The sequence below is a fragment of the Trinickia mobilis genome, from assembly GCF_017315705.1.
GTDB classification, from domain to species: domain Bacteria; phylum Pseudomonadota; class Gammaproteobacteria; order Burkholderiales; family Burkholderiaceae; genus Trinickia_A; species Trinickia_A mobilis.
The window spans coordinates 232,728-246,292 of sequence record NZ_JAFLRF010000005.1 but is presented as its reverse complement, the minus strand read 5'-3'; the positions used below and the strand labels follow the sequence as shown (position 1 = coordinate 246,292).

15 protein-coding genes are annotated in these 13,565 nt (G+C 64.8%); 7 read left to right on the top strand and 8 right to left on the bottom strand.

Annotated elements, in window-relative coordinates; genetic code table 11:
* The first annotated feature begins 204 nt into the window (after positions 1–204).
* Entirely contained in the window at positions 205–432 is a 228-nt protein-coding gene (locus J3489_RS09600; RefSeq protein ID WP_206997481.1) for a SymE family type I addiction module toxin, read from the top strand.
* Positions 433–455: 23 nt separating this feature from the next.
* Here J3489_RS09600 and J3489_RS09595 read toward each other — a convergent pair whose 3' ends face one another.
* The 6 genes from J3489_RS09595 to J3489_RS09570 all read right to left on the bottom strand — a co-directional run bounded on the left by J3489_RS09595 (position 456) and on the right by J3489_RS09570 (position 6,660).
* Entirely contained in the window at positions 456–1,571 is a 1,116-nt protein-coding gene (locus J3489_RS09595; RefSeq protein WP_206997480.1) for an ABC transporter ATP-binding protein, read from the bottom strand.
* Positions 1,572–1,641: 70 nt separating this feature from the next.
* On the bottom strand, positions 1,642–2,355 hold the full coding sequence (locus J3489_RS09590; protein WP_206997479.1) for an HAD family hydrolase: 714 nt from the start codon (positions 2,353–2,355) through the stop codon (positions 1,642–1,644).
* Entirely contained in the window at positions 2,352–3,215 is an 864-nt protein-coding gene (locus J3489_RS09585) for a carbohydrate ABC transporter permease (protein ID WP_206997478.1), read from the bottom strand. Before J3489_RS09585 ends, J3489_RS09590 begins: the two co-directional genes overlap by 4 nt.
* Before the next feature lie 79 nt (positions 3,216–3,294).
* Positions 3,295–4,230 (bottom strand): carbohydrate ABC transporter permease, encoded by a 936-nt coding sequence (locus tag J3489_RS09580; RefSeq protein ID WP_206997477.1) that lies wholly within the window; start codon positions 4,228–4,230, stop codon positions 3,295–3,297.
* Positions 4,231–4,340: 110 nt separating this feature from the next.
* Positions 4,341–5,807: an ABC transporter substrate-binding protein gene (locus J3489_RS09575; RefSeq protein ID WP_242539899.1), complete on the bottom strand. Its 1,467-nt coding sequence runs from the start codon at positions 5,805–5,807 to the stop codon at positions 4,341–4,343.
* Between the two features lie 76 nt (positions 5,808–5,883).
* Positions 5,884–6,660 carry an L-iditol 2-dehydrogenase gene (locus tag J3489_RS09570; RefSeq protein WP_206997476.1) on the bottom strand — a complete coding sequence of 259 codons (777 nt, stop codon included), beginning with the start codon at positions 6,658–6,660 and terminating at the stop codon, positions 5,884–5,886.
* 261 nt (positions 6,661–6,921) lie between these two features.
* Between J3489_RS09570 and J3489_RS09565 the strand changes: the two genes are divergently transcribed.
* The 6 genes from J3489_RS09565 (at position 6,922) to J3489_RS09540 (ending at position 11,494) form a co-directional block, all read left to right on the top strand.
* A complete protein-coding gene (locus J3489_RS09565; RefSeq protein ID WP_206997475.1) occupies positions 6,922–7,560 on the top strand; it encodes a hypothetical protein in 639 nt (212 codons plus the stop codon).
* A 2-nt stretch (positions 7,561–7,562) separates the two neighbouring features.
* Positions 7,563–8,159, top strand: a complete 597-nt coding sequence (locus tag J3489_RS09560; protein WP_206997474.1) for a hypothetical protein — start codon at positions 7,563–7,565, stop codon at positions 8,157–8,159.
* A gap of 79 nt (positions 8,160–8,238) precedes the next feature.
* Complete coding sequence (locus J3489_RS09555; RefSeq protein WP_206997473.1) at positions 8,239–8,733, top strand: Fur family transcriptional regulator; 495 nt, start codon at positions 8,239–8,241, stop codon at positions 8,731–8,733.
* Positions 8,730–9,650: a metal ABC transporter solute-binding protein gene (locus J3489_RS09550; protein ID WP_206997472.1), complete on the top strand. Its 921-nt coding sequence runs from the start codon at positions 8,730–8,732 to the stop codon at positions 9,648–9,650. The genes J3489_RS09555 and J3489_RS09550 overlap by 4 nt, the downstream gene beginning before the upstream one ends.
* Before the next feature lie 127 nt (positions 9,651–9,777).
* Positions 9,778–10,716, top strand: a complete 939-nt coding sequence (locus J3489_RS09545) for an ABC transporter ATP-binding protein (protein WP_206997471.1) — start codon at positions 9,778–9,780, stop codon at positions 10,714–10,716.
* Positions 10,709–11,494, top strand: coding sequence for a metal ABC transporter permease (locus J3489_RS09540; protein ID WP_206997470.1), 786 nt, complete (start codon positions 10,709–10,711; stop codon positions 11,492–11,494). Before J3489_RS09545 ends, J3489_RS09540 begins: the two co-directional genes overlap by 8 nt.
* A gap of 20 nt (positions 11,495–11,514) precedes the next feature.
* Here the strand turns inward: J3489_RS09540 and fghA are convergent, their stop codons facing one another.
* Together fghA and J3489_RS09530 are read right to left on the bottom strand one after the other, a co-directional pair.
* Entirely contained in the window at positions 11,515–12,363 is an 849-nt protein-coding gene (gene fghA / locus J3489_RS09535; RefSeq protein ID WP_206997469.1) for an S-formylglutathione hydrolase, read from the bottom strand.
* Positions 12,364–12,377: 14 nt separating this feature from the next.
* Entirely contained in the window at positions 12,378–13,484 is a 1,107-nt protein-coding gene (locus J3489_RS09530; protein WP_206997468.1) for an S-(hydroxymethyl)glutathione dehydrogenase/class III alcohol dehydrogenase, read from the bottom strand.
* Positions 13,485–13,565 lie beyond the last annotated feature (81 nt).

The following is a 13,565-nucleotide window of genomic DNA, read 5'->3' as shown; positions in this document are numbered from 1 at the left end:
CCAGACACGCCCCGGCTTCCCTATCCCGAACGGATATATTGATCGGATAACTGATTATCCATACAGTGATTCGATCGCATGCATCAATCCCAGCAGCTAACAGGAGGCACGTACGCATCTGACGCTGTAACCGAAGCGCGGGCCGCAAGTGTTACCAGCACTCACGGCCCGCTGACCACCACCAACTCTCCACAGGAGTCGATCATGGCTGACGCCTATCTTAACGCACGTCCTTACCCCGCCCAGCGATTCGTCACCATCCAGCAGTCGCGACGCTACCGGCCCATAAAGCTCGGCGGTTATCGCACCAACCCGCCGCTGTTCCCTTGGTTCCGGCTCTCCGGCCGCTGGCTCGAGCGCGCTGGCTTCTCCGCCGGGCAGCGCCTCTCTGTCGAGATTCACCACGGCAGGCTCATCATCACGCGCACTTAAGCGAGCGGCACTCTGCACCTCCCTCAAGCCGCCGACCGCACCTCCACGATCCGTCTTTCAAACGCCCGCCCGTCGCTATCGAACAGATGGCAATGATCGGGCGTCGCGCCGAGCTTCAAGGTCTCGCCCTTGTCGTGGTGTTCGAGCGGCGGAATGCGCGCGATGAGGCCATCCGGCGCCACCGGCGACTCCGAATACAGATACGCCGCGTCGCCGAGCGACTCCACCGCCATCGTCCGCGTCGCGATGCCGTAGTCGCCCGCGCCGCCGGCATGCAGATGCTCGGGCCGAATGCCGACCGTCACGCTGTCGCCCGCCTTCGCCTTCCCCGGTTCGACCGCGACGCGCTGCGTTTCGCCCGTCTCATAGCGCACGAGCACGTCGTCGGCCGTCACCGCATCGACGACGCCGCCCAGGAAATTCATCTTCGGCGACCCGATGAACCCCGCGACGAAGCGGTTCGCCGGCGCGTGATAGAGCCGGTTCGGGCTGCCCACCTGCTCGACGTTCCCCGCCGACAGCACGACGATCTTGTCCGCGAGCGTCATCGCTTCGACCTGGTCGTGCGTCACGTAGATCATCGTCGTCTTCAGCTCGTCGTGCAGCCGCGCGAACTCGAGCCGCATCTTCACGCGCAGCGCCGCGTCGAGGTTCGACAGCGGCTCGTCGAACAGGAACACCTTCGGCTTGCGCGTGATCGCGCGGCCGATCGCGACGCGCTGCCGCTGCCCGCCCGAGAGCTGCTTCGGCTTGCGCTCGAGCAAGTGATCGATGTGCAGGATCTTCGCCGCGTTGCGCACCGCCGCGTCGATCTCGGGCTTCTTCGCGCCCCCGAGCTTGAGGCCGAACGCCATGTTGTCGTAGAGCGTCATGTGCGGATAGAGCGCGTACGACTGAAACACCATGGCGATGCCGCGCTTGGCGGGCGGCACGTCGTTCATGCGCGAGCCGTCGATGTTCAGGTCGCCGGCGCTGATGTCTTCGAGGCCCGCGATCATCCGCATCAGCGTCGTCTTTCCGCAGCCGCTCGGGCCGACGAAGACGACGAACTCGCCGTCGTTGATATCGAGGTTCACGTTGCGCAGCACCTCGTTGTCGTCGTAACGCTTCGCCACGTTGCGCAATGTCACGCTTGCCATGATTCGTCTCCGTTCAATTCAGTGACGCGAGGCTGGCGCTCCGTCATCGCGCCATGGCCTCTCGTTCGTCTCAATGCAGATTGAGCACGCCGCTCATTCGCCATTGCGCGACAAGCGCCGGCAGCTCGCTCATGTCGTCGAACACGTGCCGGGCGCCGACGCCGCGCAGCGCGTCGATCTGCGCGCTCGTCGCGTGGCCGCCTCCGATGAAGCCGATCACCGTCATCCCCGCCGCGTTCGCGGCGGTGACGCCCGTCACGCTGTCCTCGACGACGAGACACGCTTCCGGCGCCGCGCCGAGCGTGCGCGCGGCGGCCAGGTAGACGTCGGGCGCGGGTTTCGGCAACTCGACGTTGTCCGCACAAAACACCCGGTCGCCGAAAAAGCGCGCGAGCCCCGTGCGGACCAGCACCGACTCCACGTAGTCGGTATAGCTGTTGCTCGCGCACGCCTTCGTCAAGTCGATCTGCGCGAGCGCGGTCTCGATGCCGTCGACCAGCGGCGCCTCTTTCGCGGCCGCCTCGACCGCGCACCGGATCGCCTCGATGTCGCCGGACGTGAGCGTGCGGCCGAGCTCCGCCGCGGCGCCGGCCAGCACGCGCTCGATGCGCAGGCCGAGCAGCGGCAGCACGACCGGCTCGACGTCGGCCTCGGGCCAGCGCGTTTCCAGCTCGCTCACGAGCATCCGCACGGCGACGGCTTCGCTGTCGATCAGCACGCCGTCGCAATCGCAGATCAGCAACGACTTGCCGTTGACATCGCCGTGCTTCGCGTAGTCCGTCATTTGACCGCCCCGAACGTGAGGCCGCGCACGAGTTGCTTCTGCGACAGCCAGCCGACGATCAGGATCGGCGCAACCGCCAACAGCGACGCGGCCGACAATTTCGCCCAGAACAAGCCTTCAGGGCTCGAATACGACGCGATGAACACCGTGAGCGGCGCCGCGTTCGAGCTCGACAGGTTGATGCTCCAGAACGCCTCGTTCCACGCCAGGATCACGAGCAGGAGCGCCGTCGATGCGAGCCCGGGCACGGCCATCGGCATCAGCAGATAGACGATCTCCTGCCAGGTCGACGCGCCGTCGATGCGCCCGGCTTCGAGGATGTCCTTCGGAATCTCGTTGAAGTAGGTGAACGCCATCCACACCGCGATCGGCAGGTTCATCAGCGAATAGACGATGACGAGCCCCCACACGGTGTCGAGCAAGCCGGCGTTCTTCCACATCACGTAGATCGGCACGAGCACGCCCACCGACGGCATCATCTTCGTCGACAGCATCCACAGCAGCACTTTCTGCGTGCGCCGATTCGGAAAGAACGCCATCGCGTACGCGCACGGCACCGCGAACAGCAGGCAGATCACCGTCACGCCGACCGAGATCAGCACCGAGTTCCAGGCGAACGCGAAGTAGTTGCTGCGCGCGAACACCTCGCGGAAGCTCTCGAGCGTCGGAATGAAGAAGAGCGACGACGAGTACGCCTGCTGCTCGGTCTTGAATGCGGTGATCGTCATCCAGAAGATCGGGAAGAAGAGCGCCGCGGCGATCAGCCAGGCGAGCACGCCCGGAACGATCCGCTTGAGCGCGCCGATCACCGGCGACGGCGCGCGATATTGCACGGGGGTTTGCAAGGTTGGGCTGCTCATGATGCCTCCCGCCGGGCCGCCCCAAGGGAGGCATCAGCCCCCTCGGGGGGCAGCGAACGATAGTGAGCGTGGGGGTGGTTCATTTCTCGTACTCCCCTTTCAGGTTCTTCGCCAGCATGCGGACCAGGAAGAACGACACGATGTTCGCGAGCACCACGGCGAGAATGCCGCCCGCCGACGCGATGCCCACATCGAACTGCTGCAGGCCGACCGCGTAGATCAGGTACGACAGGTTGGTCGTCGCGTTGCCGGGGCCGCCGGCCGTCGTCGTATAGATCTCGGCGAAGATCGACAGCAGGAAAATCGTCTCCATCATCACGACGACTGCGATCGCGCGTCTCAGGTGCGGCAGCGTGATGAAGAAGAACATCGAGAACGGGCCGGCGCCGTCGATCTTCGCGGCCTCCTTCTGCTCCTGGTCGAGCGATTGAATGGCCGTGAACAGAATCAGGAACGCGAACGGCAGCCATTGCCACGCGACGATGATGACGATCGCGGTGAGCGGATAGGTGGCGAACCAGTCGATCGGCTGCAGCCCGAGCGCACGCATCGCATCCGCGACGAGGCCGTACACCGGGTGCAGGATCATGTTCTTCCAGATCAGCGCGGAGACGGTCGGCATCACGAAGAACGGCGCGATCGCCAGGAGGCGCGCCACGCCCTGTCCGTAGAACTTGCGGTCGAACAGCACCGACATCAGCACGCCGCCCACCACCGTGATGATCAGCACCGAGCCGATCAACTCGATCGTGTGCGCGATCGACGGCACGAACGACGGATCGGTGACGAGGAACCGGTAGTTGTCGAGGCCCGCGAAGCCCTTCAAATCCGGATTCAGGAGGTTGTAGCGCGAGAACGAATACCAGATCGTCATCGCGAGCGGGATCGCCATCCATAGCAGCAGCACCGATACGGACGGCGCGACCAGCCAGCGCGTGGACGCCGCCCGCCGCGCTTCGCGTTCGTGCTCGGTCTGCGCGGGGGCGTGGGTGAGGGGAAGATGAAGATGACGCATGGTCGGAACACCTCCTGGGTCATGCGCGGAGCGCGAAAGGCATGCAGCCCGCTGTGCTGCGAAGTTCCGGCACGGCCCGTTGGGCGCGCGCCATGCCGGAACGCGTTACGTCATTTCTGATAGCCGGCCTGACGCACCGCGCGATCGGCGGTCGCCTCGCCCGCGGCCAGCGCCTGGTCGACGGTCAACTGGCCTGCCACCGCGCCGGCGACGCTCTGCCCGACCACGGTGCCGAACGACTGAAACTCCGGAATGCCGACGAACTGCACGCCCGTGTACGGCACAGGCTTGGCGGTCGGACGAGTCGGATCCGCGGTCTGGATCGCCTTCAGCACGAAGCTCGCGAACGGCGCGGCCTGCTGGTACTCGGGCCGCGCATAGGTCGACTCGCGCGTACCCGGAGGCACCGAGGCCCAGCCCTCGTCCTTCGCGACCATGTCGATGTAGCCCTTCGACGTCGCCCACGTGATGAACTTCTTCGCCGCGTCCGGCTGCTTGGACGACTTCGGAACGGCAAGCGCCCACGACCACAGCCAGTGCGAGCCGTTCGGCGTCGCCTCGACCGGGGCGGCGGCAAAGCCGACCTTGTCCGCAATCTGCGATTGCTGCTTGTTATAGAGCATGCCGGCCGCCACCGTCGCGTCGATCCACATCGCGCACTTGCCCGAGGACATCAGCGTCAGGTTCTCGTTGAAGCCGTTCGAGCTGGCTCCCGGAGGGCCGTCCTTGCGCAGCAGGTTCGTGTAGAACGTGACGGCCTTCTTCCATTCGGGCGTCGTGAGCTGCGCGTGCCAGCTCTCGTCGAACCAGCGTCCGCCGAAGGTGTTCACGACCGTCGTCACATAGGCCATGTTCTCGCCCCAGCCCGCCTTGCCGCGCAGGCAGATGCCGTAGACGCCATGGGCCTTGTCGTCGAGCTTGTCGGCGAATTGCGCGATCTGGTCGTAGGTCGGCTGGTCGGGCATCTTCAGGCCCTTCGCCGCGAACAGGTCTTTGCGGTAGTACGTCATCGAGCTTTCGACGTAGAACGGCAGTGCATACAGCGTGCCGTTATACGAGAGACCGTCGCGCGCCGTCTTCACGACGTCGTTCAGGTCGTACTCGGCGGGCAGGTTCGTCATCGGCGCGAGCCAGCCGCGCTTGCCCCATTGCGGCGCTTCGTACGTGCCGATCATCATCACGTCGAACTGGCCGCTGTTGGTCGTGATGTCGGTCGTCGCGCGCTGGCGCAGCACGTTTTCTTCGAGCACCACCCAGTTGAGCTTGATGTCCGGATTCGCCTGCTCGAACGCGGGCGAGAGCTTCTTCAGCTCGATCATGTCCGGGTTGTTCAACATCGCGATCGTGATCGTCTGCGCGGCCGATGCGGCGATGGGCGCGCCAAGCGCCGCGCAGGCGAGCGCGCCGCACAGCGCCTTGAGCGCGGGTTTTGGGGTTCGTTTCGTGGATGCCTTCCGCTGGGCCGCCCCAAGGAAGGCATCCGCCCCCTCGGGGCGAGCTTTGCATGGGACCGGAGTAAGCGCTAAAGCGCCAACTCCGGTCGACAGCGAACGTAAGTGAGCATGGGGGTGGTTCATTTCGTCTCCTTTCTCTTTTGTGCGTTATGAAGCGCGTTTTTAAGCGTAGGCGGTACTGCGCGTTGTTGCGGAAAAATCAGCTCATCCAGTTGCCGCCGTCGACGTTCAGCGTCTGGGCAGTGATGTAGTCGGCATCGGCCGACGCAAGAAAGAGCGCGGCGCCGGTCAGGTCGGCGGGAACGCCCATGCGGCCGAGCGGCACCGCTTCGCCGACGAGCCGCTTCTTCTCGCCGAGCGGGCGGTTCTCATAGCGCGCGAAGAGCGCGTCGACCTGATCCCACATCGGCGTATCGACGACGCCCGGCGCGATGCCGTTCACGTTGATCTTGTGAGGCGCAAGCGCGAGCGCCGCCGATTGCGTGTAGCTCAACACCGCCGCCTTGGTCGCGCAGTAGTGCGAAACGAGCGCCTCGCCGCGCCGGCCGGCTTGCGACGACATATTGACGATCTTGCCGCCGCGCCCTTGCTCGACCATCCGGCGCGCGACCGTTTGCATGAGGAAGAACATGCCCTTCACGTTGACGGCGAAGAGCTCGTCGAAGATGTCCCACGATTCGTCGAGGAGCGGCCGCATGTCGAAGAGCGCCGCGTTGTTAAAGAGGATGTCGACACCGCCGAAGTGCTGGACGGTGATTGCGACGATCCCCTCGATGTCCTCGCGGCGCGTGACGTCGGCGCTGACCACGTGTACGCGCTCGGGGTGGGTTTCGGAGAGACGCTGCGCGAACTTGGCCGCCGGCTTCACGTCGACCAGCACGCACTTCGCGCCTTCGTCGAGATAGCGCAAGGCGACCGCTTCGCCGATGCCGCTGGCGGCGCCCGTCAGGATGGCGACCTTGTCTTGCAGTTTCACTGCGTGTCTCCGATTTGTTGTGGCGGTGAGCGAACGCTCAGCGATTGAGCAATTGCTCGATTGTTGATCGAATGATCGGATACGCGTTCGGCACTGTCAAGGTCATGCGGCGGATTTCGATGGTGCGGTGCGGTAGATCGGCGCGGATGGCTCTGTCTCGAAAACGAATCCCGTTTCCTCGGTCTAACTACGCTCGTCATGAAATGAATTTGTAATATTTCGCACCGGCGGCAGCTTCATCGAATTAAAAAGGGAGAATCCATGTCAACCACCGACAGCAGCAAATACACAGGCAGCGAACAGTCTTTAGTCTGGAGCGGCCGCAACCCAACCTCCTCAGGCTTGTTCGAAGTCCGTCCTCCAAACGTCCCTCCGACTGCAAAGCCCATTTATGATGCTGACCTGGATTGCATAATCGGATATCAGACCTCGCTTAGTGGGGTATTCCGGACCTACGATCTCGAGGGTCGAGTGTCCGTAAACGAGCGCCCACTGGAAGCGCCGCTATTCGATCCATTCGATGCGATATTTGTTGTCGGGGGCCCATGGAAGGCAGGCGTTCGACAATTGACACGCGCAGGCATTCGCGGCCTGGGCGTCACCATGGGTCGAGCGACGCTGCTCGGTCTGCGGACGCGCTTTTCGGCACTGTCGAAGCAGCCCTTGCGCTTCGCCGCTGCGCCACTGGCCCACATGCAGGAAGAGGGACGGTTTGTGCCAGTCCATATCCTTCGTCTTGCGATTCGATATGGCAAGCGCACAGCAGATCCGAAGGGCCACAGAGGTATTTACCAGTACACCGTTCCAATGAAACGCAAAGGCGAGCCCTACACGCTGGAGGTGGTGGTGCGGGAGAGCGACTACACCGTCTTGCACTTCGTCTATAAACGCAGGCCCTAGACATGCAAACTGTTTTCGTCCGCACGCGCCCTGCCGCGAAGCTTGCCACCGCCATCTCCGCCTGGGATGGCGATGGCTTCACCGTGTCATGCGAACTGGCCTACCCACCGGAGACGTCACCCGAGCCACCAACACCCCTGCGCGACGCGATCGAGCAGCAGTTTGCGATTCGTCCCCAGTCCTACTTGCTCACGGCAGGTACGTTTGCACTAAATCTGGACGCGCAACAACGCCCCGTTACCCTTGGCTTCTATACCAATCCGAAACGCTGGGCTATCGGCAAGTTGGCACCTCTCGCCGGCGACGCAGGTATTCCATACCTGGATGCCCCTTTCGATAGCAATGGGCACGCAGATGAAGCGTGCGAACCCGAAGCGCTTTACGACCCGAGTAGCGCAACGCTATGCCTTTTGTGGGGTCCGGCCGACACTTGGTGCGTCGTAGCGCCACTGTTTTATCTCGGGCTCACCGTCGACGGCCGTCTCACGCAGATTCGGCTGAACGCCTTATCCGTGCCCGAGAAGGACTGGCACGAGGAAAAACCAGCCGACGGTTCGTGGTTGGCAAAGCTGCGCCGTCGGCTGGACCCGTCCCAATAGGCGCAATGAAACCGGTTGCGGGCAAAAAATAGCGATACGTTATATCATCTCGCGATTGCTCGCTTCCGGATTCAGCGCCATGTCCGCCGACCACGCCCACCACGCCCAGGACCTTGCCGAACGCCTCGCACGCGCCGACGCGTTCGCCGTCGACCACGACCTGACGCTCACGCCGCTGCGACGCCAGGTCTACGAGCTGATCGTCGCGGCCGCGCGGCCGATCGGCGCCTACGACCTGCTCGCCGCACTCGAGCCGCAGCGGGGCCGCGTGCCGCCCACCACCGTCTACCGCGTGCTCGACTTCCTGGTCGAGAACGGCTTCGTGCACCGGATCGAATCGAAAAACGCGTTCGTCGCGTGCTGCGAGATCGGCAAGCCGCATCAAAGCCAGTTCCTGATCTGCGAGCGCTGCGGGGAAACCGTCGAGATTCCGGGCGAAGAACTCGCCGAGCGCCTGTCGGCGACGCCACCCGCGCATGGTTTCGAAGTGCACAAGCAGGTGGTCGAACTCACCGGCTTGTGCGGCGAATGCAAGTCCAGTGACCGCAACCCAGATAAGGAACACGAAGAATGAAAGCCACCGGTTCGATGCAGGCCATCGCACGTCACGTGCAGATATTGTCGAAATTCGTTGCGGCGGGGGCCGCAGCGCTCATGCTCAGCCACGCCGCCTTCGCGCAAAACGCGAAGACTCCCGTCGTCGCGGCGGAAAACTTCTATGGCGACGTCGTGCATCAGTTGGGCGGCGATCATGTCGACGTCACGAGCATCCTCAGCAATCCCGATCAGGACCCGCACCTGTTCGAAGCCAGCCCGAAGACGGCTCGCGCGCTGCAGCACGCGAGCCTCGTCGTCTATAACGGCGCCGACTACGACCCGTGGATGGAGAAGCTGCTCAACGCGTCGAAGAACGCGAAGCGCACGGTGATCGTCGCCGCCGACCTCGTCGGCAAGAAGGCCGGCGACAACCCGCACCTCTGGTACGACCCGGCGACGATGCCCGCCGTCGCGCGCGCGGTGAGCGCCGCGCTCGTCGCGGCCGACCCGGCGCACAAGGCCGACTACGACGCGAACCTCGCGAAGTTCCTCGCTTCGCTGAAACCGATCGACGCGAAGGTCGCCGCGCTGCACGCGCGTTACGCCGGCGTGCCGGTCACGGCGACCGAGCCGGTCTTCGGCTATATGTCCGACGCGATCGGCCTCGCGATGCGCAATCCGCGCTTCCAGCTCGCGGTGATGAACGACACCGAACCCAGCGCGTCCGACATCGCCGCATTCGAGACGGACCTGCGCGAGAAGCGCGTGCACGTGCTGATCTACAACAGCCAGGCGACCGAAGCGCTCACGAAGCGCATGCTCAAGCTCGCCCAGCAATCGGGCGTGCCGACGATGAGCGTCACGGAAACCGAGCCCGCCGGCAAGAACTTCCAGCAATGGATGGCCGTGCAGCTCGACGCGCTGTCGGCAGCGCTCGAAGGGAAGAGTCAATGAACTACCCCCACGCTCACTGTCGTTCGCTGTCGACCGGAGTTGGCGCTTTAGCGCTTACTCCGGTCCCATGCAAAGCTCCCCCCGAGGGGGCGGATGCCTCCCTTGGGGCGGCCCGGCGGGAGGCATCATGAATCTCGCAGGCACCAAGCCGCGGCCCGCGCTCGAGCTCGAGCGCGTGACGCTCGAGCTCGGCGGACGCACGATCCTCACCGAAACCAGCCTCACAGTGAATCAAGGCGAATTCATCGGCGTCCTCGGGCCTAACGGCGCGGGCAAAACGACGCTGATGCGCGCGGTGCTCGGCCTCGTGCCCGCGGCAAGCGGCACGATCCGCGTGGCGGGCGCGCCGGTCGCGCGCGGCAATCCGGCGATCGGCTACATGCCGCAGACGCGCAGCGCGCTCGCCGGGCGCCGCGTGCGCGGGCGCGATTTCGTCGCGATGGCGGCCGACGGTCATCGCTGGGGGCTCCCGCGTGCCGACGCGGCAACGCGCGCGAATGTCGGGCGCGTGCTCGACCTCGTCGGCGGACGCTCGCTCGCCGAACGGCCGTTGTCGGAGCTGTCGGGCGGCGAGCGCCAGCGCTTGCTGCTCGCGCAGTGCCTGCTCGGCGAGCCGCGTCTCCTGCTGCTGGACGAGCCGCTCATCAGCCTCGATCCGAATCACCAGCGCGGCGTCGTCGAGCTCGTGCACAACGTGCAGCGCGAGCTCGGCATCACCGTTCTGTTCTCCGCGCACGAACTCAATCCGCTCTTGAACGCGCTCGACCGCGTGCTGTACCTCGGCAGCGGCGTCGCAGCGCTCGGCACCGTCGACGAAGTCATCACGAAGCCGGTGCTCTCGCGTCTCTACGGCTCGCCGATCGACGTGATGCGCGTGAACGGCCGCATCTTCGTGATGTCGGGCGACGTCGAGGTCGAAAAGCACGACCACGAGCACGAAGACGATCACGCGCACACCCACGATCACGGGCACGAGCACGGCCACGCGCACGGCCCGGCGCACGGCCGTCGGCACGCGGCCGACGCCGCCCAAACCTCTCGCGACGGACACACGCACGATGTTTGAATACGAGTTCATGATCAACGCGTTCGCGGCGTCGGGGATCGTCGCGGTGCTCGCGGGCATCGTCGGCTACTTTCTCGTGTTGCGCGGACAGACGTTCGCCGGGCATGCGCTGTCGCACGTCGGCTTCACGGGCGCGACGGGCGCGGTGCTGATCGGCGTCTCGCCGATCTGGGGGATGATCGGCTTCACGGCCGCGGCCGGGGTCGGCATGGGCGCGCTCGGCGAAAAGCTCGCGGGGCGCGACGTGGCGATCGGCGTGATTCTGTCGCTATCGCTCGGCTTCGGGCTGTTGTTCCTGCATTTCTTCACCGCGTACGCAACGCAGGTCACGGCTTTGCTCTTCGGCAACGTGCTCGGCGTGAATCCGGCGACGCTCGCGGTGCTGGCGGGCATCGGCGCGATCAGCTTGATCGCGCTCGGTGCGATCATGCGGCCGCTGATGTTCGCCTCGCTGCAACCCGAATTGGCTGAGGCAAAGGGCGTGTCGCTGCGGCTCGTGTCGGTGCTGTTCCTGACCATCACGGCGCTGACGGTGGCGGCCTGCACGCAGATCGTCGGCGTGCTGCTCGTGTTCACGCTGATGGTGGGGCCGGCAGCAGCGGCGCAAAACCTGTCGACGCGACTCTCGGCCGGCCTCGTGCTCGCCGCCCTCTTCGCGCTCGCGCAAGCGTGGCTCGGCGTCACGCTCGCGTTCTACACCGACTGGCCGACGAGCTTCTGGATCACCGCGCTCGCGGCAGTCGTCTATGGCCTGAGCTTGCTGGCCCGGCGGCGGTAACGACACGGCCGCTGCGCGCATCACGCGCACAGCACCTTCGCATGATGCGCGATGTGATCTTCGATGAAGGTCGAAATGAAGTAGTAACCGTGGTCGTAGCCTGCGTGGCGGCGCAGCGTGAGCGGCTGGCCCGCCGCGCGGCAGGCGGCTTCGAACACATCGGGATTGAGCTGCACGGCGAGAAATTGATCGGCTGAGCCCTGGTCGATCAGAATGCCCGCTTCGAACCTCGCGCTGTCTTCTCGCGCCACGAGCTCGCTCGCGTCGTACGGCTTCCACGTTTCGCGTTTCCCACCCAAGTAGCCGGAAAACGCCTTCTCGCCCCACGGGCAGCGCATCGGCGCGGCGATCGGCGCAAACGCCGAAACCGAGCGATATACGCCGGGATTGCGCAACGCGATCATCAGCGCACCGTGCCCGCCCATCGAATGTCCGAAGATGCCGAGCTTGTCCCGCTCGATCGGCAACTCGGCCGCCACCGTCTCGCGCAGCTCGTCGACGACGTACGAATACATGCGGTAGTGCTTCGACCACGGCTCTTGAGTGGCATCGACATAGAATCCCGCACCGACGCCGAAGTCCCACGACGCGCTTTCGCCCGGCACGCCCGCGCCGCGCGGGCTCGTATCGGGCGCGATCAGCGCGATGCCGTGTTGCGCGGCGCAGCGCTGAGCGCCCGCCTTGATCGCGAACGTCTCCTCGGTGCTGGTGAGGCCGGCGAGATAGAACAGCGCCGGCACGCGAGCATGCGACGCCTGCGGCGGCAGATACACGGAGAACCGCATCGGCAGCCCGATCGCGAGCGAATCGTGCCGGTAGATGCGCTGCACGCCGCCGTGGCAAGCGTGCTCTTCGACGAGTTCAAGCATCGCTTGCCTCCGGCTCAGTACAAGACGACCGAGCGAATCGACTCGCCCGTCTTCATCAGCTCGAAGCCCTCGTTGATCTTCTCGAGCGGCAGCGTATGGGTGATGAGATCGTCGATGTTGAGCTTGCCTTCCATATACCAGTCGACGATCTTCGGCACGTCCGTTCGTCCGCGCGCCCCGCCGAACGCCGAGCCCTTCCACTCGCGGCCTGTGACGAGCTGGAACGGCCGCGTGCTGATCTCCTCGCCCGCCGCCGCCACGCCGATGATGATCGACTGCCCCCAGCCCTTGTGACAGCATTCGAGCGCCTGGCGCATCGTCTTCACGTTGCCGATGCATTCGAACGAGTAATCGGCGCCGCCGTCGGTGAGCTGCACGATGGCGTCGACCACGTTCTCGACCTCCTTCGGATTGACGAAGTGCGTCATGCCGAACTTCTTCGCCAGCGCGACGCGGCCCGGATTGATGTCGACACCGATGATCTTGTCCGCGCCGACCATCTTCGCGCCCTGGATCACGTTCAAGCCGATGCCGCCGAGGCCGAACACCACCACGTTCGCGCCCGCCTCGACCTTCGCCGTATAGACCACCGCGCCGACACCCGTCGTCACGCCGCAGCCGATGTAGCAGACCTTGTCGAACGGCGCGTCTTCGCGGATCTTCGCCACCGCGATCTCGGGCACGACGATGTAGTTGGAAAACGTCGACGTGCCCATGTAGTGGAAGATCGGCTTGCCGCCCACCGAGAAGCGCGAGGTCGCATCGGGCATCAGGCCACGGCCTTGCGTCGCGCGGATCTTCTGGCAGAGGTTCGTCTTGCGCGACAGGCAAAACTTGCACTCGCGGCACTCGGGCGTGTAAAGCGGAATCACGTGATCGCCCTTCTTGAGCGTGCCCACGCCCGGCCCGATATCGACTACCACGCCCGCGCCTTCATGCCCGAGGATCGCCGGGAAGATCCCCTCGGGGTCCGCGCCGGAGAGCGTGTAGTAATCGGTATGGCAAATGCCCGTCGCCTTCACTTCGATCAGCACTTCGCCCGCGCGCGGACCTTCGAGATCGACTTCCTCGATCGTGAGCGGCGCGCCCGCCTTCCATGCGATGGCTGCTTTTGTCTTCATCGTGATTGCTCCTTCGTGCTTTGAGTTCATCTGTCATCGTCGGCGCCGGCGGCTCCGCAACACCGCTGCCGCGCTTGAACT